This is a genomic window from Psychromonas arctica (assembly GCF_036697365.1).
GTDB classification, from domain to species: Bacteria; Pseudomonadota; Gammaproteobacteria; order Enterobacterales; family Psychromonadaceae; genus Psychromonas; species Psychromonas arctica_A.
In genome coordinates this window covers 140,745-162,835 of sequence record NZ_JBAHZA010000008.1, presented here as the reverse complement: position 1 = coordinate 162,835, position 22,091 = coordinate 140,745, and the positions used below count along the sequence as shown (strand labels likewise).

The 22,091-nt window shown below is 36.9% G+C and carries 16 protein-coding genes; 8 read left to right on the top strand and 8 right to left on the bottom strand.

All coding sequences use genetic code 11. The features are described from left to right. Positions 1-73: 73 nt before the first annotated feature. From V5290_RS11055 to mutH, 5 genes are all read right to left on the bottom strand, one after another. Complete coding sequence (locus V5290_RS11055) at positions 74-724, bottom strand: transglycosylase SLT domain-containing protein (RefSeq protein WP_333385432.1); 651 nt, start codon at positions 722-724, stop codon at positions 74-76. A gap of 1 nt (position 725) precedes the next feature. Continuing rightward, positions 726-2,471: a PglL family O-oligosaccharyltransferase gene (locus V5290_RS11050; protein WP_333385429.1), complete on the bottom strand. Its 1,746-nt coding sequence runs from the start codon at positions 2,469-2,471 to the stop codon at positions 726-728. 48 nt (positions 2,472-2,519) lie between these two features. Then, on the bottom strand, positions 2,520-5,351 hold the full coding sequence (uvrA, locus tag V5290_RS11045) for an excinuclease ABC subunit UvrA (RefSeq protein WP_333385426.1): 2,832 nt from the start codon (positions 5,349-5,351) through the stop codon (positions 2,520-2,522). A 417-nt stretch (positions 5,352-5,768) separates the two neighbouring features. Continuing rightward, positions 5,769-6,098 (bottom strand): hypothetical protein, encoded by a 330-nt coding sequence (locus V5290_RS11040; RefSeq protein WP_333385423.1) that lies wholly within the window; start codon positions 6,096-6,098, stop codon positions 5,769-5,771. Between the two features lie 78 nt (positions 6,099-6,176). Further along, positions 6,177-6,851: a DNA mismatch repair endonuclease MutH gene (gene mutH / locus V5290_RS11035; RefSeq protein ID WP_333385419.1), complete on the bottom strand. Its 675-nt coding sequence runs from the start codon at positions 6,849-6,851 to the stop codon at positions 6,177-6,179. A 652-nt stretch (positions 6,852-7,503) separates the two neighbouring features. On the opposite strand from mutH, the gene rppH reads away from it, so the two are divergent. After that, entirely contained in the window at positions 7,504-8,037 is a 534-nt protein-coding gene (rppH, locus tag V5290_RS11030) for an RNA pyrophosphohydrolase (RefSeq protein ID WP_113819281.1), read from the top strand. Between the two features lie 35 nt (positions 8,038-8,072). Continuing rightward, positions 8,073-10,343: a phosphoenolpyruvate--protein phosphotransferase gene (gene ptsP, locus V5290_RS11025; RefSeq protein ID WP_333385416.1), complete on the top strand. Its 2,271-nt coding sequence runs from the start codon at positions 8,073-8,075 to the stop codon at positions 10,341-10,343. 85 nt (positions 10,344-10,428) lie between these two features. Here the strand turns inward: ptsP and sstT are convergent, their stop codons facing one another. Then, on the bottom strand, positions 10,429-11,643 hold the full coding sequence (gene sstT / locus V5290_RS11020) for a serine/threonine transporter SstT (RefSeq protein WP_333385413.1): 1,215 nt from the start codon (positions 11,641-11,643) through the stop codon (positions 10,429-10,431). Positions 11,644-11,995: 352 nt separating this feature from the next. On the opposite strand from sstT, the gene lgt reads away from it, so the two are divergent. Further along, a complete protein-coding gene (gene lgt, locus V5290_RS11015; protein WP_333385410.1) occupies positions 11,996-12,835 on the top strand; it encodes a prolipoprotein diacylglyceryl transferase in 840 nt (279 codons plus the stop codon). Beyond that, complete coding sequence (locus V5290_RS11010) at positions 12,832-13,683, top strand: thymidylate synthase (protein ID WP_333385407.1); 852 nt, start codon at positions 12,832-12,834, stop codon at positions 13,681-13,683. Before lgt ends, V5290_RS11010 begins: the two co-directional genes overlap by 4 nt. Before the next feature lie 125 nt (positions 13,684-13,808). Here the strand turns inward: V5290_RS11010 and V5290_RS11005 are convergent, their stop codons facing one another. After that, positions 13,809-14,045 carry a hypothetical protein gene (locus tag V5290_RS11005; RefSeq protein WP_333385404.1) on the bottom strand — a complete coding sequence of 79 codons (237 nt, stop codon included), beginning with the start codon at positions 14,043-14,045 and terminating at the stop codon, positions 13,809-13,811. A gap of 287 nt (positions 14,046-14,332) precedes the next feature. Here V5290_RS11005 and V5290_RS11000 point away from each other — a divergent pair, with 287 nt between their 5' ends. The 3 genes from V5290_RS11000 (at position 14,333) to V5290_RS10990 (ending at position 17,818) form a co-directional block, all read left to right on the top strand. Next, on the top strand, positions 14,333-15,046 hold the full coding sequence (locus V5290_RS11000; protein ID WP_333385401.1) for a FadR/GntR family transcriptional regulator: 714 nt from the start codon (positions 14,333-14,335) through the stop codon (positions 15,044-15,046). Between the two features lie 160 nt (positions 15,047-15,206). Further along, entirely contained in the window at positions 15,207-17,069 is a 1,863-nt protein-coding gene (locus V5290_RS10995; RefSeq protein ID WP_333385399.1) for a putative nucleotidyltransferase substrate binding domain-containing protein, read from the top strand. Between the two features lie 23 nt (positions 17,070-17,092). Continuing rightward, positions 17,093-17,818, top strand: a complete 726-nt coding sequence (locus V5290_RS10990) for a 3'-5' exonuclease (protein WP_333385397.1) — start codon at positions 17,093-17,095, stop codon at positions 17,816-17,818. A gap of 543 nt (positions 17,819-18,361) precedes the next feature. Here the strand turns inward: V5290_RS10990 and V5290_RS10985 are convergent. After that, a complete protein-coding gene (locus tag V5290_RS10985) occupies positions 18,362-19,105 on the bottom strand; it encodes an oligogalacturonate-specific porin KdgM family protein (protein ID WP_333385394.1) in 744 nt (247 codons plus the stop codon). 763 nt (positions 19,106-19,868) lie between these two features. On the opposite strand from V5290_RS10985, the gene V5290_RS10980 reads away from it, so the two are divergent. Further along, positions 19,869-21,662, top strand: a complete 1,794-nt coding sequence (locus tag V5290_RS10980) for a sodium:solute symporter family transporter (RefSeq protein WP_333385391.1) — start codon at positions 19,869-19,871, stop codon at positions 21,660-21,662. Positions 21,663-22,091: the final 429 nt, after the last annotated feature.

Sequence of the window (22,091 nt, the reverse complement as noted above, 5' to 3'; positions counted from 1 at the left end):
CTGATAACTACTCATACTAAAAAATAAATGGTTTAGGCTTTTGTTTAAGGAAGTTTAGCTATCTTCCTATATGTTAAAGATATAAATTGTGTTGATAATACTGGTAAAAAGTTAATACCTTTGAAACATATTTTTGTGTTTCAGGATAAGGCGGTATTTGACGTTTATAACGCCTAACGGCTCCTTCACCTGCATTATAAGCTGCAGCTGCTAACTCCCTTGTTTTAAATTCTTTTAATAATATCTTTAAATATAATGCTCCGGCATAAATATTTTGTGTCGGATCAAAAGGGTCTGTCACAGAGAAACGTTTTGCCGTCTCTGGCATTAATTGCATTAAGCCTTGTGCGCCAGCAGAAGAAATTGCGTTACGTTGGTAAGCTGACTCTGCGGTGATAACTGCATGTAAAAAGGCTGGATCTAGGTTATTTTTTTGAGCCGCCTTGATAATAATAGGGTGGTACTTTCTTTGTAAGGTTTTATCACGTGGGATCGAAATGTTTGTATAACTTTTTGCCTTCCAGTTTCTGAAGCTGGTAGGTTTTTTATTAGTGTCGCTGCGTAATAGAAGGGTATAGTTTTTATTTTCTTTACGTTCAGAAAAGTATTTATTGCCATTTTTATCTGTATACATATAAATATCAGCATGACTGGCACTGAATAATCCGCTTAATAATAAAGCGATAAAGCCAAATAGTGAGCGGAATACTTTCATACTATGCATATTACGGCTGAGCCTCATGACTGATCTTAGCCGAAGAAACCGCTTGGCTTGTTGTTACTGCGACCGAGGTCACTTTTGATGCACTTTCTTTCACTTTATCCGCATTCTTTAAGCCACTATCTCCTGGATATAAATAACGTGCATAGCTTAGAACTTCAGCCGCTCTTTCTGGTTGATTATGATGTTGATAAGCAATATAGAGTAAATGATAGAAAAATGGTTTAGGTGTGCTGTAAACGGTTTTTTCTAGCCCTAATATCACCTTCTCAATTTCAGCTTGATTACCTGTGTTGATTGCATTGGTAAGGCGGAAATTATAGAGGTGGAAAGAGAGATTATCTTCAAATACTAATGGATTCACAATATTGATGATCTCACGAAGGTCGCGAGTTTTACTTCGCTCAAAGTGTGTAACCGCATGAATCGCAAATAGATTAGTGATCATGAAAATAGCGGTAAATAATGGAATTAATGTGCCAGCTACTCTTAAAAAGAAAGTGGGGTAAAATCTTTTTTCATTATTTTTCTGTGATTCTGAATCCACATAAAACACTAAAACCATTAATACCAGCCAATGTAATGCTGAATGATATAAAGGGTATTCTGTTTGTGTATGTAAGCCAATGGGCACCACTAATGCAAGCAAGGCGAGTGCTTTGCTGAGTTTAAATGAGCATAATCGATAAAAGAAGGTAAGTACTAATAACAACATACCTAATATTGGTGCTATTCCCCCTTCAATCGCCCAAAAGATAAGATCGTTATGAGGGTGAGTTAGTACTTGAGAAAATTTCTTAAGTTCGCCATTTTTTACACGTTCAGCATGGCTTAATAAATACTCTTTTTCGAAACTACCATAGCCATATCCTAATAAAGGTCTTTCTTTGATCATGTGCCAACCGTGTTGATACATCTCAATACGAGCGCCACCTTCTTTCATCGCTTCTACATTACGTGCGCCTAATGCATCGCCCTTTAAGGAAGCAAAGCCTATCCCCAATAATATCGCTAGTACAAATAAACTAAGGCGTTTTTTATTACTTTGCCATGCCAGAGGCAGTAGTAGCAATAATCCAATTAGAGTGCCTAAATAACCGGTACGAGACATTGCAACACTGATCACCCACATATTTAATAATGCAGTTAATAGTAAAAATGCTTGCAGTTTTTTATCATTTACTTGTTGTAACAGGTAGCCGCTTAAAATAAGCGTGGTAGCCATAAAGCTAGCGAGTACATTAGGCTGTTGGAAGATGCCATAAGGACGACCATAACCAACGCTATACCCAAAGTAATTACGAGCGGGTAATAAATAATCTTGCATTAAGCTATAACAGGCTTGAATAAAGCCTGCTAATACAATGAGTAGCAGTAGCTTAGTAATTTGCTCTCGGGTAAAGCTAAATTGTTGTAAGCTGAGGAAGAGTAATACACCTGCAAATAAGCCTAATAAACGGGTGTAGCTTTGATCCGCTAGGGCATTATTAGGATAAGCTAAGGGCAGAAAAAATAAACCTAAAGCAATAAATACAATAGCAGTGTATTTGGAGTAAATAATTTTTTGTTGGGCGGTGATCCGCCAAAGGCCTAAACCAATTAATAGAGAGAAAAATATCCAAACAACGTTGTTTACAGCTAACTGTAAACCACTACCTCCTTGATTGTGTTGGAAGTAATGCGCACCGAGCCCCATTAATAATGCAAAACTTATAAAGAAGGCACGTGTTAGCTTTTGTTGTAAGTCCATTTATCTCTCGTATTTATTATTTTTGTAAGATAAGGCTTCTATGTCATTTTATGAAGCACTTTTGTCTAAAATTGGTTTCAGGAATTGTCCAGTATAGCTGCCTTTTACTTTGACCACATCCTCTGGTGTACCTGTTGCGATAATTTCACCACCACCGTTACCACCTTCTGGACCGAGATCGATGATCCAATCGGCTGTTTTAATCACATCAAGGTTGTGTTCAATAATAACTAAAGTATTTCCTTTATCACGTAGAGTGTGGATAACTTTGAGTAATTGTGCGATATCGTGGAAGTGTAATCCCGTTGTTGGTTCATCTAAAATATACAGTGTTTTGCCTGTATCACGCTTGGACAATTCTTTTGCTAGTTTAACACGTTGTGCTTCCCCGCCAGATAAAGTTGTCGCTGCTTGACCAAGGCGGATGTAGGATAAACCAACATCCATTAATGTCTGCAATTTTCGTGCAATAACTGGTACTGCTTCAAAGAATTTAAAGGCATCTTCCACTGTCATATCCAATGTTTCATGAATATTCTTGCCTTTGTATTTTACTGACAAGGTTTCACGATTATAGCGTTGTCCTTTACATGAATCACAAGGGACGTAGACATCAGGTAGGAAATGCATCTCTACCTTAATCATGCCGTCACCCTGGCAGGCTTCACAACGACCACCTTTTACATTAAAACTAAAACGGCCTGGTTTGTAACCACGAGAGCGAGACTCTGGTGTAGCAGCAAACAGTTCGCGGATAGGCGTGAAAATACCTGTGTAAGTGGCCGGGTTTGAACGTGGCGTTCGACCAATTGGGCTTTGATTAATATCTACTACTTTATCCAGTTGTGATAAACCTGTAACGCTTTTATGCGCAGCCGCTTGAATGGTGGTTGCTTTGTTTAGTTTAGTTTGGGCTAATGGGAATAAAGTGTCATTAATTAGGGTTGATTTACCTGAACCAGAAACACCGGTTACACAGGTTAATACACCTAGTGGTAAGTCTAAATTAACTGATTTTAAGTTGTTTGCACTTGCTGATGTGAGTTTTACCCATTTGTCGGTTAGTGGAGTGCGTTGCTCTGGAACTACAATCTCTTTACGACCACTTAAATAATCCGCAGTTAATGAGTCTTTTGATTTTAATATTTTTTTGTAACTGCCTTCAGCAATAATCTCTCCGCCGTGAATACCCGCACCAGGGCCAATATCGATAATATGATCTGCTTGACGGATCGCATCTTCATCATGCTCAACAACGATCACCGTATTGCCTAAATCACGTAGATGGGTGAGGGTTTTTAATAAACGTTCGTTATCGCGTTGGTGTAAGCCGATAGAAGGCTCATCAAGAACATACATTACGCCCATTAAACCCGCACCAATTTGGCTAGCTAAACGAATACGTTGTGCTTCACCACCGGATAATGTTTCAGCACTACGCTCTAAGCTTAAGTAATTAAGTCCAACATTCACTAAGAAACTGAGTCGTTCTAGGATCTCTTTTAAGATCTTTTCGGCTATCTGAGCTTTTTGTCCAACCAGTTTAATGTTTTGGAAGAACTGCTCTGCATCGGCAATTGATAATGCAGATACATGAGATAAATTAACGTCATTAATAAATACGTGACGAGAAGACTCTTTTAAACGTGACCCGCCACAACTAGAGCATGGTTGACGGTTCATATATTTACTTAGGTATTCACGCATTGCAGGTGATTCGGTTTCTCGATAACGACGAGATCGGTTTGGTATCACGCCTTCGAAAGCGTGCAAGCGAGACACTAAGTCGCCTTTATCATTACTGTAAGTAAAGGCGATTTTTTCGTTGCCCGTACCTTGTAGTACATATTGCTGGTGTTTTTTGCTCAGTGATTTAAACGGTGCGGTCAAGGAGAATCCGTAATGGTCAGCGACTGCACGTAAAATTTGGTAATAATAATTAGACTTACTACTCCAACCATCGATTGCACCATTGGCTAAACTCAAGCTTGGATCAGTAACTACTAATGCTTCATCAAAATATTGCTCAACACCTAAACCATCACAGGTTTCACAAGCACCAGCAGGGCTATTAAAAGAGAAAATACGTGGTTCTAGCTCTGCAATACTGTATCCACAATGTGGACAAGAGAAGTTAGCTGAGAAAAGTTGTTCAGGTTCACTGTCGTCCATGTGAGCCAAAATAGCTGAACCGTTACTTAATTCTAAGGTGGTTTCAACCGATTCAGCCAAACGTTGTTTTAAGTCGTCACGCACTTTAAAACGGTCAACCACTACTTCGATAGTGTGTTTTTTATGTAATGCTAATTTAGGTGGATCGCTTAAGTCACATACGTCACCGTCAATACGTGCACGTAAGAAACCTTGTGCGGCTAAACTTTCAAAGGTTTTAACATGCTCCCCTTTACGACCCTTTACAATCGGGGCTAGCAGCATCATTTTTGTGCTTTCTGGGTGCTCTAAAATAGCATCGACCATTTGGCTAACGGTTTGTGCATGTAAAGTTACACCGTGTGTTGGACAACGAGGATCTCCAATACGAGCAAAGAGCAACCTAAGGTAATCGTAAATCTCAGTAATGGTGCCTACTGTAGAACGCGGGTTATGTGATGTAGACTTTTGTTCGATAGAAATTGCTGGAGATAAACCTTCAATATGCTCGACATCAGGCTTTTCCATTAATGATAGAAACTGACGGGCGTAAGCTGATAGCGATTCAACGTAGCGACGTTGACCTTCCGCATATAAAGTATCAAATGCTAATGAGGATTTACCTGATCCGGATAGGCCGGTTATCACCACCAATTTATCTCGTGGGATTGATAAGCTAATATTTTTTAAGTTATGCGTTTTTGCACCGCGAATTTCAATATTGTTCATTATTTCTCACTCATTAATGCATTTGAATTGGTGTATTTGATATCTGAAAGCGTTATATAACTATCATATTACACTGTAAATTATTACAGTGGTAGTGTGGTGAAATGTACTTTTATCAATCTCTACCAATTTGAGGCAAGTTGCTTAACGTTTATTATTTTGCACTTGATTATGATTGTCATAACAAACCTTTGCAAACCGGATCTATTGTTTGCTTCTTAATAGGTGGTTGTATTAAATCAGTTTATGGAATTACTTAGTTATATAACAAAGTTGTCATGTAAATAGGTGTATAAAGAGGAGGTTTTACTTTATTTAAGGTAACCAAACTTTAACACTGTTTTACTAAAGCAGTGCTCTCGAAACATGCTGATTTACAATAGTAATTAATTACGTATTAACGATTTTAAAAGATCATTAGTCAGCAAAAACTACGACTGCATTTTTTCCACCGTCGTTCATCCCATTATCAACGTAGCTATAAGCATCATCGGGTAATAGAGTAAAAGCTTCGCCACTTTCTGAAGTCGCTTGGTAGATGAATTGAAAACCTTGACGATCTTCCATTGAGATATTTTCAGCTATCTTAAATTTACCATTTTTAAATTTTTTAAACTCAATAGGCGTCCATTGGTTATGCTCTGAGAGTAAGTTGATGGTACTGGCATTTTTAGCCATTTCTTTACTAATTTCGAAGGTCACTTTTACGATTGGTTTGTTTTTTAAAAATTGCTTTTTAATACTCATGTCTGCTCCTTAAACGATATCTATTTGAGATTTAATTTACTGCAAACATTGTACAATTTCTAGTCAATTCTGTTTCACTTATACATTTAAATTAAATTGCTGGTTAATAATATGCTGAGTGAATGCTTTTTTAAGGTAAAAGCCACGAGGTCTTACTTTAATTAATTCGCCTTCTTCTCCATAAGCATCAGTAACAACTTGTCCATTGGCGGCTTTGGGGCGTAGTTGTAATACCTGCCCATCGCGTGCACTAATTTGTTCTATTTTGCCCAGTGCAATTTTTTCCATGATTTCATCCCAGTCTTGACGCATTAATTGTTCCTGTTGCGTTGAAGCTGTCCATAAAAAGCCATTACCGACTAGACGTTCTGCTAGTGGGATCTTTCGTTCGCCTTGAACAGGTAGCCACAATACTTTGCTGAGTTTATTGCGAATATTACTGTTTTCCCAGGTAAGGTGAGTGGTATTTAAAATAGGTGTACTGCAAACAAAAGTGGTTTCTAATACTTTACCGTTACTATCAATAGGGATTGTTTTCAGTTCAATCCCAAGGTGCTTAAAGTCTTGCTCTGGTTTACTGCCTGCTGATGCACCCAAATGCCATTCAATGAGTTGGCCTACCCAACCTTTGTTTTTACGTAGATTTTCTGGGGTGATAATACCTGCTATGTCTGCTAATTCAGATAAAGAGTAACCGGCTATGGCTTCACAATAACTCAATAACTGAGATTCAGATTGTGGTGTAGGCTGCATAATAACTCGCTTGATAGGCTGTAAAATATAAATATATTGATTGTACGTGTTTTTTTATTGTTGGGTTATTCATAGTTTTAAAATGAACTTACACAGAGTTATGCACATTTTTAGTGGATAACTGAATAGATCGAAAGATCTTCATTTTCAATCTGATCATTTTACTTAATTTTTCTAAAAATCTATTTTATATGTTTATTTTTTGTACGGAAATGCATCGTTTTATCTTGGTTGTATGTTTTTTGTACGATCAAGATATTCACATTCAATTGTGAATGAAACTTACTGGATCTATTTACAGTAATCTATTCTTATAGTTTGTTGTTTTTATTTAACATGCTGTTTTTAAATGTAATAATAGCTTTTTAAATAAATATATAAAGATCTTGCGGTTTGTTGTGTTTCTTGATCCTTTTATTTGTGTTTAATTGTACACATAGTTATGCACAGATTTAGTGGATACATTAATATTATTCATTTTCAGTAAACGTGACCTAGGTACTATCGTTTAACCTTTTTATAGTTTATGAGTTTGATGGATAAGGGTTTCTGTGAAAGAATGCAATTATAATTATAATTTCATCTATTTTGTTTTGTCGTTGATTTACTTGTGTATAAATAATAATAGATCTTAACCTGAGAAAGTTTTTTAATGATTGATGCTGACGGTTATCGTTCTAATGTAGGTATCATCATTTGTAATAAAAATGGTCAAGTATTATGGGCTAAGCGCTTCGGTCAACATTCATGGCAATTTCCACAAGGTGGAATAAAAGAAGGGGAAACCCCTGAAAAAGCGATGTATCGAGAATTATATGAAGAAGTTGGCTTAAAACCTGAGCATGTCAAAGTAGTAGCGAGCAGTCGTCAATGGCTGCGTTATAAACTTCCCAAGCGCTTAGTACGTTGGGAATCTCCCGCACCTATTTGTATTGGCCAAAAGCAACGCTGGTTTTTATTACAATTGATTGCCAAAGAAGAGCAAATTGGATTTGATACTTGCGGACACCCTGAATTTGATGATTGGCGGTGGGTAACTTACTGGTATCCAGTGCGTCAAGTTGTGTCATTTAAGCGCGATGTTTATAGAAGAGCATTGACTGAGTTTGCCCATGCTGCATTTTCGTTAATGCACAGAACAGATAAAAAACGAAACAAACGACCTCGTCGAGGTTCTTACAAATAATAAATACCTTCTTACCTTACTAATAGGAGCGTTTTATGTTCAGCCAACTTCGTCAAATTGTAGAGCAATTCGGTGAGGCCAGTACACTTTCTGATGCTATGAACTTATTAGTACAGCAAACTAAAAACACAATGATCTTAGATTGTTGTTCTATCTTTGTGACTAATCAAGAAACTAAAAAGCTAACACTAATGGCTAGTGAAGGCTTAGATAGCCAAGTAGTGGGTGCAACGCATTTTAATTTGGATGAAGGTATTGTAGGTTTGGTTTACCAAAAAGGTGAACCGATCAATTTAGTGAACGTTTCTGAACACCCTCAGTTTAAATATCTCCCTTCTAGTAATGAAGAACAATTTAATTCGTTTTTAGGCGTTCCTATTATCCATAAACGCCAGGTACTCGGTGTCTTGGTTGCACAACAACGAACCCCACGCCTGTATAATGAACTTGAGGAATCCTTTTTAGTTACCTTAGCGGTTCACCTTGGTAGTGTGTTGGGCGGGACATTATTAGATCTTCCTGATAAAACTGAATCCAAGAGCCGATCTTTACATTTGCAAGGTAGCCCTGCGAGTTCTGGTATCTCTATCAATAAAGCACATGTGTTACAGGCTCACCTGTTATTAAGTGATGTTGGTATTGAGTTAAGTGAAGATCCAGAACATGAAATGAGCTCTTTTACTAATGCAGTGCAAGCTTGTGCAGATGAATTTTCTAAGGTATCTATTACTTTAAAAGAGCAAGTTTCCAAAGATGCATTTATGCTATTTGATGTCTACGGGCATCTTTTACAAGATAAAGCGTTATTAAGTGCGATAGAAGTTCAGATTAGACAAGAGAAGTTAACCGCTAAGAGTGCTGTTAAACGTGTCTCTGAGAACTATATAGAGCAGTTTGAGAGCATGAGCGACCCTTACTTAAGAGAAAGGGCGGTTGAAATCAGAGATGTTGGGCAGCGTTTGTTATATCACCTTTCTAATCGTGACGATGAACAGCTCGACTTTCCAGATGAAATTATTTTGGTCGCAGAAGAAGTGACTATTTCTATGCTAGCCATGGTGCCTCCAGATAAACTAAAAGGGATTGTCTCAGTTCGTGGTGGCTTAAGTTCTCATATTGCGATCCTATCTCGTACTTTGGGTATCCCTGCTGTATTAGGTGTACCACTTCGATTGAAGAGCATCGCTCAAAAAAATATGATCATCAATGGCTATGCCGGTACCATTATTATTGAGCCAGAAGCTTCATTAATCGCTGAATATCAAATTCTTTTAGACGAAGAAAATGAGATGAAGGCGCTGGTAGAGTTGGAAGCTAATCAAGCTTCAGTGACCAAAGATGGTTTTGAAGTTGAGCTATTGTTAAATACTGGTTTGAACTCCACCCCAGACGTATTCTCAGAACATAACTTCTCAGGAATTGGTTTATACCGTAGTGAGCTGCCTTTTATGCTCAGTAATGCCTTCCCAACTGAACAAGAGCAAGTTAGCACCTATAAATCCTTATTCGATCAGTACCAAAACTTGCCTGTTACTATGCGTACGTTGGATATTGGTGGCGATAAACAGCTAAGTTATTTTCCTATTAACGAAGAAAATCCATTCTTAGGGTGGCGTGGTATTCGTTTAACGTTAGATCATCCTGAAATATTTTTAATTCAAATACGTGCGATGTTGCGTGCGAGTATCGAAACACAGAATCTACGTATTATGCTACCTATGGTCGGTTCAGTAGGTGAAGTTGAAGAGTCTAAACGTTTAATAGAACAAGCCTGGAAAGAGGTCTGCTGGGAGCAAGCTTTGTCTCATGAACAATTCCCATTACCAGATATCGGCGTGATGATTGAAGTGCCTTCCGCTATTTTCATTATTGATCAATTAGCGCCGCTGGTGGACTTTTTATCAATTGGTACTAATGATTTAACGCAGTATTTATTGGCTGTGGATCGCAATAATAGTCGTGTTGCTGATTTATTTGATAGTTATCACCCTGCAGTGTTACAAGCGATGCGTTTAATTTTAGAGCAAAGCAAAAAGAACAATATAGAAGTGAGTATTTGTGGTGAGTTAGCTGGTGATCCGATTGGCTTATTAATGCTATTAGGGTTGGGTTATCGTAAGTTGAGTATGAATGCTTTTAACATTAATAAGGTTAAATATTTACTCAATAAAATTACTATTTCTGAGCTTGAAGCTTGTACTGAAGTTGCTTTAAAAGGGCATGATGGTGTGTTTATTAAACAGACGTTTATCGATTATCTTGATGAAAAAGGCTTAGGTGGATTTGTTCGAGCTGGTAAAAAATAGTAGGTGATTCTTAACACTAATCAAAACCAAAAAACCGATCAATTGATCGGTTTTTTGGTTTTCAGAGCTAGCTTTTAGCGGTGAACTATTTTGCTTCTTCAGCACGACAAGCGGCTGTAGTGAAGATAACGTCCGTAGAGCTGTTCAATGCTGTTTCCGCAGAATCTTGAACAACACCAATGATAAAGCCGATTGCAACTACTTGCATTGCTACTTCATTTGGTACACCAAATAGGCTACAAGCTAATGGAATAAGCAGTAATGAACCACCTGCAACGCCTGATGCACCACATGCTGAAACCGCTGCTACAACACTTAATAAAATAGCAGTAAAGATATCGAATTCGATACCTAATGTATTAACGGCTGCTAGCGTTAACACTGTAATAGTAATCGCTGCACCTGCCATGTTGATCGTTGCACCTAGCGGGATAGAAACAGAGTAAGTATCTTTATGTAGGTTTAATTTCTCACACAGTGCCATATTAACTGGAATATTAGCTGCAGAACTACGTGTAAAGAAAGCTGTTACACCTGACTCACGTAAACACTGTAAAATAAGTGGGTAAGGGTTTGAACCTAGTTTGATATAAACAATGATAGGGTTAACAATCAATGCGATGAATAGCATTGATCCTATTAACACTGCTAACAAGTGAGAGTAACCGATTAGTGAATCAAAGCCTGTTTCTGCAAAGGTTGTCGCAACTAATCCAAAAATACCGATAGGCGCTAAACGAATGACTAGTTGTACAATCTTTGAAACGCCATTTGATAGATCTTGTAATAAGTTTTTAGTTGATTCATTACCATGTTGTAATGCTAAACCTAAGCCAACAGCCCAAGCTAAAATACCAATAAAGTTACCCGTTAACAGTGCATTAACTGGATTATCAACAATTTTAAATAACAAAGTATTTAAAACTTCTAAAATACCTTCAGGTGGAGTTGTCGTTACATTACTAGTGATTAATACTAAATCAGTAGGAAAAACATAGCTAAATAATACAGCAGTGATCGAAGCTAATAATGTGCCGATTAAGTATAAGTGAATAACAGGTTTAAGATTAGTGTGAGTACCTTTTGCTTGGTTAGCAATAGATGAAGCAACTAAGATAAAAACTAAAATAGGGGCAACTGCTTTTAACGCACTAACGAAGAAGCTACCAAGAAAAGAGACTGAAGTGGCTGTACTTGGTGAAAAACTCGCAAGGCAAACACCTGCAATAATACCGACAACAATTTGTAATACTAAGCTACCGCTCATCATACGTTGAATAAGAGTGGGGTTTGAATTCATTGAATATTCCTACTTTATTATTTTTATGCATTAATAAACGAGCTTATTGATGCCATGGTTAATCATTTAACGCTTTATTTCGGAAAACGCCGTTACTGCAAAACTACAGGTGATTGTAGTGAGTAATCTGTTATTGAAATTAATACAGATCATAATTTGGCGCAGAAAATAGCATAAATAGCGGGAAATTAATTCGGTAATTGCTATTTTTTATCATTTAGTAAAAAACAACAGACCAGATGGCTATATATCTAGGTCTACTAGTTTTTCTTTTGATAAAGAAAACTATGATTATTTTTCCATTGAAATTACGATATGATACGGTCACTAAACTCATCAATTAGAGCAAATTATGTCCTCATCTCATTATGTATTACCCCAGATCGATCCGATCGCAATCAGTCTTGGTCCACTTGATATTCGTTGGTATGGATTGATGTATCTTGTTGGTTTTGCCTTTGCGTTTTGGATGGCAAACCGTGTATGTGATAAATCTAATGGCGTATGGACACGCGAGCAAGCCAGCGACCTGTTATTTGCAGGTTTTATGGGGGTTATTTTAGGTGGTCGAATTGGCTACGTACTGTTTTATCAGTTCCCGACCTTTATCGATAACCCTATGTATTTATTTAGAATTTGGGAAGGCGGTATGTCATTCCATGGCGGCGTATTAGGGGTTGTAACAGCGATTATTATTTATGCTAAACGCCATCAACGTTCGATTTTATCGGTAGGTGACTTTATTGTGCCACTATTGCCAGTTGGCTTAGGTGCAGGGCGTATTGGTAACTTCATTAACTCAGAGCTTTGGGGTCGTGTAACAGACTCTCCATTTGGCGTAGTGTTTTATAATGCAGGACCATTGCCGCGTCATCCTTCTCAATTATATGAATTTGCCCTAGAAGGTGTTGCGTTATTTATTATTTTATTCTTATTTATTCGTAAGCCAAAACCGGCAGGTTCAGTCGCTGGATTATTCTTGTTAGGTTACGGTACGTTCCGCTTTATTATTGAGTTTGCCCGTGAACCTGATGCTCAGTTAGGTTTATTAACCTTCAACATGAGTATGGGACAAATTTTATCACTGCCTATGATTCTTATCGGTGCTATTTTAATGGTTTATGCATACAAAAATAATCCTGTTCCAGAAGTGAACCAAGGTACTAAAAAAGCAAAGGGTAAAAAACAATGAAACAGTATTTAGCATTATGTCAGCGCATCATAGATCAAGGAACTTGGATTGAAAATGAGCGTACTGGAAAACGTTGCCTTACCGTAATAAATGCTGATTTAGAGTATGATGTTGGTAATAATCAATTCCCAATGATCACCACGCGTAAGAGCTTTTATAAATCTGCGATTGCTGAGTTTCTTGGTTATATCCGTGGTTATGATAATGCTGCCGATTTTCGTGCTTTAGGCACTAAAACTTGGGATGCGAATGCTAACTTAAATGATGCTTGGTTGAACAATCCACACCGCAAAGGTGCAGATGACATGGGGCGTGTTTATGGGGTGCAGGGGCGTGCATGGGCAAAGCCTGATGGCACGACATTAGATCAACTTAAAAAAATTGTAGATAACCTTAAAAACGGTATCGATGATCGGGCTGAGATCTTAACGTTTTATAATCCAGGTGAATTTGATATGGGTTGTTTACGTCCATGTATGCACACTCATACTTTCTCATTATTAGGTGATACATTACATTTAACCAGCTATCAGCGTTCATGTGATGTGCCACTTGGGCTTAACTTTAATCAAGTGCAGGTATTTGCTTTCTTAGCCTTGATGGCACAAATAACCGGCAAAAAAGCAGGTAAGGCATATCATAAAATCGTGAATGCACATATATATGAAGATCAGTTAGCGCTTATGCAAGATGTACAATTAAAGCGTGAACCTTTTCCATCACCACAACTGAAAATTAATCCTAAAATAACTTCATTAGAAGACTTAGAGACTTGGGTTACTATGGATGACTTTGAAGTGGTCGGTTACCAGTGCCACGAAGCGATTAAATATCCTTTTTCAGTTTAATCAAATTGCTTAATGCTTAACAAAAAGCCTAATCAATAACGTTATTGATTAGGCTTTTTGTTTGGTATCGACTACATTAAATAACTTATCTATTTAGTGTGATTGGTATTACTATTAGGTCGAAATTAATCTTCTGGTAACTCATTAAATAATTTTTGTTTATTCGCGTACCAAACCTTACTCGCTTCTATATCTTGCATCAATGCCTTTACTTTACGACTTGCTTCAATGTGTTGTTCATCCTGTTGCATCATCATTTCTACCATATGTAGCTTATTTTGTTCTAACAGGTCTTGTAACGTATCCCCTTGATAAGATTGCTCACAAGCACCTCCAAGTTGTCTACAAGTCATCGTTTTCATCATCATCCCTTACTTATAAATTATCTTCATAATAATAAACTAATCCTAATAGGTTATACTATGAGTGCTCGTTTAGTGAACAAAAACACCTAAATTTTACTTTTTATGAAATATTTATAATGGAGCTAACCACTTACAAAGTTAAGGGTATTAGTTCACATATAATACAAAATAAGCTATTTTTTACCCTATATAAATCACAGAAGACAAATAGGATGGGTGACACTGATACCAAACAGTGTTTATTTGTATTACTATTAAGTGACTTTATTATAGGAATGAATCTTATGCAGAATGCATTTGTAGAAATAGCAGGAGTAAAACGCAGTTTACATGTGCAAGTAGCGCGCGAAATTGCTCGTAAAATATTATCCGGAGAAGTTGCTCAAAATGAGATTATCCCTGGCGAAATGGCTTTATGTGAACAATTCAAAGTAAGCCGTACCTCCCTGAGAGAAGCAATTAAACTGTTAACGTCCAAAGGGTTATTAGAATCTAAACCCAAAGTGGGGACACGAGTCACTAACCGAGAAAACTGGAACTTCTTAGACTCTCAATTATTAGACTGGTTAACTGGTTTAGGCGATAATGATGCGGTTTATCGTGACTTTTTATCATTACGTAATGCATTAGAGCCTGAAGCCGCAGCATTAGCAGCAGAAAATGCAACTGCACAGCAACGTATTTTATTATCAGCGACTTTTCAGCAAATGGATGATATCTCCAAAGACTTTGAATTAGAGAGTTGGACTGATGCCGATATGGAGTTTCATCGCCTTATTTTCCTCTCAACAGGTAATAGTTTTTATCTGCCTTTTGCGAATGTACTTTGCACCATGTTTAAAAGCTTCATTACACATTCTTCTATTCGTGGTAGTACTTGTATTAACGAGCATCGTGCAATTTACTCAGCGATCATGGCGGGTGATGCAGATAAAGCGAGACAAGCTAACATTGAGTTATTAAGCAAAAGTAAACGCCGTTTACCAAGTAAAGATTAAATCCCTCGTAATAGTTTTGTTATTTATTCCAAACAGAATCAATAGGTATAACTTACTTTGATGCTTGGTCCGAGTATTTAGCAAAACGAGTATAGCCATTCTCTATTATTAGGAGCGTGGCTTTTTGCATTAAAATGACAGTGTTTTTAAAGGATGACTTATGCCTCAAACATTAATACCTAATATTCATGATTTCCTAGCGACGATTGATCCCTTCGATAAATTGCCTAAAGAGTTACAACGTAAAATTGCTTGTTGCATAAAAATAACTTACCTCGCGAAAGGCGAACAAATTCAGTTTGGAGGAGAGCATGAATTACGTTATTTATATGTCGTCCGAACCGGTTCAATGGAGCAGCGTAAGCATAACGGAATGTTAAGAGCAAAATTAGGTTCAGAGGATCTATTTGGTTTTACCTTTCTGTCAGAACAAAAGGAATCACAGGAAGATTACACCGCTGTTGCATTAGAAAATACACTCTTATATTTAGTTCCTCACTCTGATCTATTAAGCCTTTTAGAAGAGTATCCTGATTTTGCTGAGCACTTTGCCAGTAATGTACAAGTTCGTTTACACTCTGCATTAGACGTGGTGTGGTCAGATAGTGAGAAAGGTATTTTCGTTAAAAAAGTATCGGAAGTTGCTAGTGACAAAATAGTAGTTGCTGATTCTAGTACACCGATTAGACAGGTCGCAGAACAAATTATGGCTGTTTGTTCACCAACAGCAGTCATTACCGAAAATGGGCAAATAGTTGGCTTAGTGACTGACCGTGATATGACCAAACGCGTTATTGTAGCAGGCTTAGATTACACTCGTCCGGTAAAAGAAATCATGACACCTAATCCCTTAACTGTCGCGCCCAATGACCTTGTGCTAAAAGCCTCATCAATCATGATGCAAAACAATGTCCGAAGCTTACCTGTTGTGGAAGGTAATAATGTATTAGGAGTGTTAACAACAACTCATTTAGTACGCAATAACAGGATTCAAGCTGTCTTCCTAATTGAAAAAATAAAATACGCTAAGACGGTTTCTGATTTATCTAAATTAACTCCTGAACGCCAAGCTATTTTTGAAGCATTAGTAGAAGGTAAAGTAAGTGGCGATATTATTGGCCATGTGATGACCTTAATTATGGACGCCTATAACCGTCGCTTATTACAAATAGCAGAAGAGCATTTTGGTAAGCCGCCTTGTGAGTTTGCTTGGATCGTTGCTGGATCGCATGCGCGTAATGAAGTGCATATGCTGTCTGATCAAGATAATGCGATTATCTTAGCGGATGATGCAACTGCTGCAGATCGCATTTACTTCCAGGGGTTAGCGATGTGGGTATGTAATGCGCTTGATGCTTGTGCATATCCTTTGTGCACCGGTAAATTTATGGCGGTCAACCCTAAATGGTGTATGCCACTGAAAGTATGGAAAGCTTCGTACAGCAAGTGGGTGGCGAATCCAGAGTATGATAGTTTGTTAAATGCAACTGTATTTTTAGAGACGCGTTGGCTATACGGTAACGAAAGCTTCAATAAAGAATTACAAGCACATCTGTTTAGTAGCATTAAGTCCTCACATGTCTTTTTATCTTCTATGGTACGAGACTCTGTTTCAGTAAGTCCACCATTAGGTATTTTCAATTCATTGGTATTAGAAAAAAGTGGTGAAAACTCTAAGACTCTGAATATTAAGAAATTTGCTCTAAGTCTATTAGTTGATTTGGCACGAATTTATGGACTGTCGTCAGGCTCAGAAAAGGCCGAAACGATGGCGCGTTTCGAACATGCTTATGAAAATAATTTATTAAGTGAAGACATGTTGAAAAATGTACAAGGTGCATTTCAGTTTATTACTCAAGTCCGTTTATCACATCAATTTACGGCCTTGAAAGAAGGGCGAGTAGCAGACAATCATATTGATCCTAATGCCTTTGGTAGCTTTGAAAGAAAGCATTTAAAAGATGCTTTTAGGATTATTGCTGATTTACAAGAATATACAAAATTGAAATTTAATCGTCAGTAATATTTGGGTGAGAGAAATAAATTATGCGTCGTATTTTTAATCATTTTCATCCACTTAATAAGTTGCAACGTGAACGGGAACGGTACTTATCAACACATCAAGTACCCGATAATATCCGAGCATTGTTAGAAGCACCATTACCAGGTTTGGATGATGATATTTACTCTTTAGATTATTTGTCGCTGGATTTTGAAACATCAGGCTTCAACCCTAAAACCGATTCGCTGTTGAGTGTGGGTTACTTACCTTTAATTAACCAGCAATTGTTGTTATCTGAAGCGGTAGAGACTCTAATTCATACAGCAAAAAATGTTAAAGCCGAAACGGCGGTGATCAACCATATTGTCCCTGAAATGCTGGAGAAGGGCGAAGCATGGAATGTAGTATTGGATACCATGTTAGCCGAAGCAGTGGGGAAGGTCTTAATCGTTCATGGCAGTATCGTAGAAAAGCGCTTTTTAAATCACTATATGGCTAAGCGTTATAAGTTACCGCCTTTACCGTTATTGTGGGTAGATACTTTACAGATGGAAAAATCTTTACATATTTACAAAGGTAGTAATGGTACTGACGATTTCCGTCTGGGTAGTGTGCGAGAACGCCACAATTTACCAGAGTATTCAGCACATGGTGCTCTTGTTGATTCATTAGCTACTGGAGAGTTGTATTTAGCGTTGCTTAAACAACACTTTGAAGGAGCTGACTCTTCTGTCCGACATATGAAATTTGATTATACACGCGCTCTATAAACCTCAATATGTAGCTCAATTATAAAAGCCTGAGCTAATGCGGTTTAATTTTATGGTTGATCGTTATTTTTATAATAAGCAGTAGCTATTTACTTATTAACTTTAGGTCTTATACCAATTACATTAAATAAGTGATCTAAATTTTGCGCAGGAAAAATGACTTAGTTTAAAGCGTAACTTAAGCCTTTCGACGATGAACTTCGTTAATAGTCTATCGGAGAATTAACCAAAAGATGTTAATTCTTTAATAGTTGTTCTATTTTCGAAAGTTACAACAAAAAAATAAGTTATTTTAACAAGTAAAATAGATCAGTTACTTAGTGTGATTGGTATTAATCAAACGATATGATATCGGTACTTCCGAGGGGGTCTGCGTTCCATTACCTGTAAATACCTACCTCTAATTTGTTTAACAATGGCTTATATAAATTAATTCTTTATTTTAAAAATGAAAAAGCCACTTAACAAGTAAGTGGCTGCAAATGATCAGACTCAATTAATCATTTAAACTTAATAATCTAATTCCAATTGGTGTTATTGGTATTAGAAGCTGTATTTAATACCTGCACGGTAACGAGCTTGACGTTTACTAGAGCTAGAACCTTCATCTACAGTCCAGACCTCAGCAAATGGGCGCCAATCACCAAATTGGTAACCAACAATTAGACCTGCATCATATTCCCAATCTTTATTATCAAATTGTTTTACTTTATCCCAAGATTTAACGTAGTTTGCTTCGTAGCTCAGTCTTAGATTCGGTAACGATTTGATTTTGTATGAACCAGTTAGTGTTACTTTTGATTTAGTAGGACGGTTAACTTTTTTACCTGTCTCTACGTTAGTATCACCATCAGTTGGATCTGAGTAGTTTGCGAATTCATGACGGTAACGTAATGCTGTTTGTAAACCAAAGTCTGATTTATAAACAACACGAATTTGTGGTTTAAAGGTTCTTTTACGATCTGTTAGTGCTATTGGCATACCTGGTTTGATTTGCCATTTACCAATACGGTAAGTTAAGCCCATGTCTAACTCTGTTTCAGTTAGGTAAGTATCATCAAGCGTGTCTGTTTTATCGAAACTAGCAAACTTCATTTCTATACCAAGGTTAACTTTAAGGTCTTTCATATCTTCTACAGGTCTGAAGTTGTTACCTAGTTTAACTCGGCTTGCTTGTTGTTCATTATCTGCCTTGTATTCATGGCGGAAGTCGATAGTAGCAGCTGATGCTGCGCCAGATAGTACTGTAGTTGCAACAGCAAAAATTAATTTATTTTGTAGTTTCATGGTTATCTTCCAGTTTGATGTAATATAAAGTTTTTTATATTTTTAGTTTTATTGTTGCAGGTATGAATAGTGCAAAACTTATTTTTACGAACAACAACAAACTTGTAATTCCGTAAATACTAAAACTTAAAATATTTATTAAATACCAACTCTAATTGGCATTTCATAATACAAATAGAATACATAATTTTTGTGCTTTTGTTCTGTGAGTTCCCTCTAACTTTTTTTGTACTAAAATTTCAGGTTTTTGAGATGTGATTAATAGTTGTTTTATTTCAGTGGTTTATGTGTTTTTTGGGATGTTTTGGATTAAACGCTTTTAGCTCATATAGAGAGCTGTGTAACATTTTTGTTTTTCATTAATACGACTAAAGTGGTTCCCTGCGTACTTTTTTTTGCGCTGTGTCACAGCAAAAATTTAAATAATTTTTAATTAGGTGTGACACAAACGTTTTCATTTTTGCATCTTTTGCTTTAACGAGCAGCACTAGACGCTGTAAGGCTTTCAACAACTTAATCTATTCTTTAAAGTCTAATAATAATAAGATATAGATGCTTAAATACTACCAACTATATATAAAGAATTTTGTTTTTCTACTTTATATAGAAGTTACTAACTGATTTAAACCTGATCTAGATTATATTCTTTGCGATACCTTCTTATTTAATATGATTTCAATCACATACTTTTATTATTGTAATACAATTAATCTTCTCTCTGGGATATGGTTTTGCTAATTATAAATAACTAAAGGGTCTCGATATGGATTTTAATATATTAGTAGTAGGGGTTTATTTTTTATTCCTTATTGCAATTGGATGGATGTTTAGAACATTCACCACAAATACAAGTGATTACTTTCGTGGGGGCGGTAACATGCTCTGGTGGATGGTAGGTTCAACTGCCTTCATGACCCAATTCAGTGCTTGGACATTCACAGGTGCCGCCGGTAAAGCTTATAACGATGGTTTTACTGTTGCGATTATCTTTATGGCTAACGCATTTGGTTATTTCATGAACTTTGCTTACTTTGCACCTAAGTTCCGCCAATTACGTGTAGTAACTGTAATTCAAGCGGTTCGCCAACGTTTTGGTAGTAAAAATGAACAAGTATTTACTTGGACAGGTATGCCAAACAGCGTTATTAATGCAGGTATCTGGTTGAATGGTCTTGCTATCATAGCTTCTGGTATTTTCGGTGTTGATATTGAAACAACTATCTGGGCGACGGGTATTGTAGTATTAGTGATGTCTGTAACAGGTGGTTCATGGGCGGTAATTGCATCTGACTTTATGCAGATGGTTATTATCATGGCCGTAACTATTACTTGTGCGATTGTTGCGCTTAATCAAGGTGGTGGTATTTCAAATATCATCGAAGGTTTTGAGCAAACACGTGAAGTTACTTTCCTTATTGGTACTGAAATCAACTACTTTAGTATCTTTGCATTGTGGTCATTCTTTATCTTTGTTAAGCAATTCAGTATTACTAATAACATGCTTAACTCTTACCGTTACCTTGCGGCAAAAGATTCTAAAAATGCACGTAAAGCTGCGCTATTAGCTTGTATTCTGATGACTATGGGTCCATTAATTTGGTTCCTACCTAGCTGGTTCTTGGCTTCTACTGGTGTTGATTTAACCGCTATGTACCCAGATGCTGGTAAAAAAGCCGCTGATTATGCTTACCTTTACTTTGTTGATGAGTACATGCCAGTGGGTATGGTTGGTTTGCTTATTTCTGCAATGTTTGCAGCAACTATGTCTTCAATGGATTCAGGTCTAAACCGTAACTCAGGTATCTTTGTTAAAAACTTCTACCAAGTGGTTTTACGTCCAAAGGCAACTGAGAAAGAGTTAGTAACATGTTCTAAAATTACTTCTACGGTATTTGGTATCATTATTATCCTAGTGGCATTATTTATTAACTCACTTAAAGGATTAAGCTTATTTGATACTATGATGTATGTAGGTGCGTTAATCAGCTTCCCTATGACGGTACCTGCTTTCTGTGGCTTCTTTATCCGCAGAACGCCTGACTGGGCTGCATGGGCAACATTAATTGTTGGTGCATGTGTGTCGTACTACGTCGGTCTTGTTATCTCAGCAACAGATATTCAAAACTGGTTTAATTTAGATACAGCATTAACTGGTCGTGAGTGGAAAGATCTTAAAGTTGGTCTTGGTTTATTAGGTCACATTGTTATTACAGGTGGTTTCTTCTGTGCAACGATGTTCTTCTACAAACCATTATCTGCAGAGCGTGAAAAAGACGTTGATACATTCTTTACGAATTTAGCGACTCCTCTTCACAATACATCTGCTGCTCAAGCACACCTTGATAACAAACAACGTCGTATGTTGGGTATGTTAATTGGTACAGCTGGTGTTGGTATCATGGCAATGTTCTTCTTACCAAATCCATTTATGCAAAGTTTAATCTTTGTATTGTGTGGCGGTATCGTATTCGCAGTTGGCCTACTACTTGTTAAAGCAGTTAGCCAAGTAAATGAAGACGACGATGGAGATAAAGACCGATTACCAGAAATGGACTAATCAGGTTAGCATCCATTAAATTCAATTAGCAAAAGCGGTTAGATTATCTAACCGCTTTTTTTTTGCGTAAAATTTATATTAATGACACATTTGGGGTGAATGATGTGACCGACCTATTGGTTACCAACATGAGTATAAGATAAATAAACTGTTAGGTATTAGCACCTTTATATGTAGATTGGAGTGGGGTAATAGTATCTTTAGGAATATGTAATGAACTCTACTAAACCTTTGTGCTTGCTCTATTAACACTGTTTGTGAAAAATAAGTCCTGCTATGTTTGACTAGTTTACTTTAGTGTTTTTTTCGTTGATGAAGGGTATACCCTGTATAAAAGACTTCAATATGCCGGTGTGCAATTGCTATTTTTTATAAAGACTTCTTGATTATTCCATTTCTTTGAGTTTTAGCTGGCATATAAACCACGTA

Bases quoted from the DNA above. Each gene is read 5' to 3' on its own strand.
- V5290_RS11055 (WP_333385432.1), bottom strand. From the start codon at position 724: ATGCATAGTATGAAAGTATTCCGCTCACTATTTGGCTTTATCGCTTTA.
- V5290_RS11050 (WP_333385429.1), bottom strand. From the start codon at position 2,471: ATGGACTTACAACAAAAGCTAACACGTGCCTTCTTTATAAGTTTTGCA.
- uvrA (WP_333385426.1), bottom strand. From the start codon at position 5,351: ATGAACAATATTGAAATTCGCGGTGCAAAAACGCATAACTTAAAAAAT.
- V5290_RS11040 (WP_333385423.1), bottom strand. From the start codon at position 6,098: ATGAGTATTAAAAAGCAATTTTTAAAAAACAAACCAATCGTAAAAGTG.
- mutH (WP_333385419.1), bottom strand. From the start codon at position 6,851: ATGCAGCCTACACCACAATCTGAATCTCAGTTATTGAGTTATTGTGAA.
- rppH (WP_113819281.1), top strand. From the start codon at position 7,504: ATGATTGATGCTGACGGTTATCGTTCTAATGTAGGTATCATCATTTGT.
- ptsP (WP_333385416.1), top strand. From the start codon at position 8,073: ATGTTCAGCCAACTTCGTCAAATTGTAGAGCAATTCGGTGAGGCCAGT.
- sstT (WP_333385413.1), bottom strand. From the start codon at position 11,643: ATGAATTCAAACCCCACTCTTATTCAACGTATGATGAGCGGTAGCTTA.
- lgt (WP_333385410.1), top strand. From the start codon at position 11,996: ATGTCCTCATCTCATTATGTATTACCCCAGATCGATCCGATCGCAATC.
- V5290_RS11010 (WP_333385407.1), top strand. From the start codon at position 12,832: ATGAAACAGTATTTAGCATTATGTCAGCGCATCATAGATCAAGGAACT.
- V5290_RS11005 (WP_333385404.1), bottom strand. From the start codon at position 14,045: ATGAAAACGATGACTTGTAGACAACTTGGAGGTGCTTGTGAGCAATCT.
- V5290_RS11000 (WP_333385401.1), top strand. From the start codon at position 14,333: ATGCAGAATGCATTTGTAGAAATAGCAGGAGTAAAACGCAGTTTACAT.
- V5290_RS10995 (WP_333385399.1), top strand. From the start codon at position 15,207: ATGCCTCAAACATTAATACCTAATATTCATGATTTCCTAGCGACGATT.
- V5290_RS10990 (WP_333385397.1), top strand. From the start codon at position 17,093: ATGCGTCGTATTTTTAATCATTTTCATCCACTTAATAAGTTGCAACGT.
- V5290_RS10985 (WP_333385394.1), bottom strand. From the start codon at position 19,105: ATGAAACTACAAAATAAATTAATTTTTGCTGTTGCAACTACAGTACTA.
- V5290_RS10980 (WP_333385391.1), top strand. From the start codon at position 19,869: ATGGATTTTAATATATTAGTAGTAGGGGTTTATTTTTTATTCCTTATT.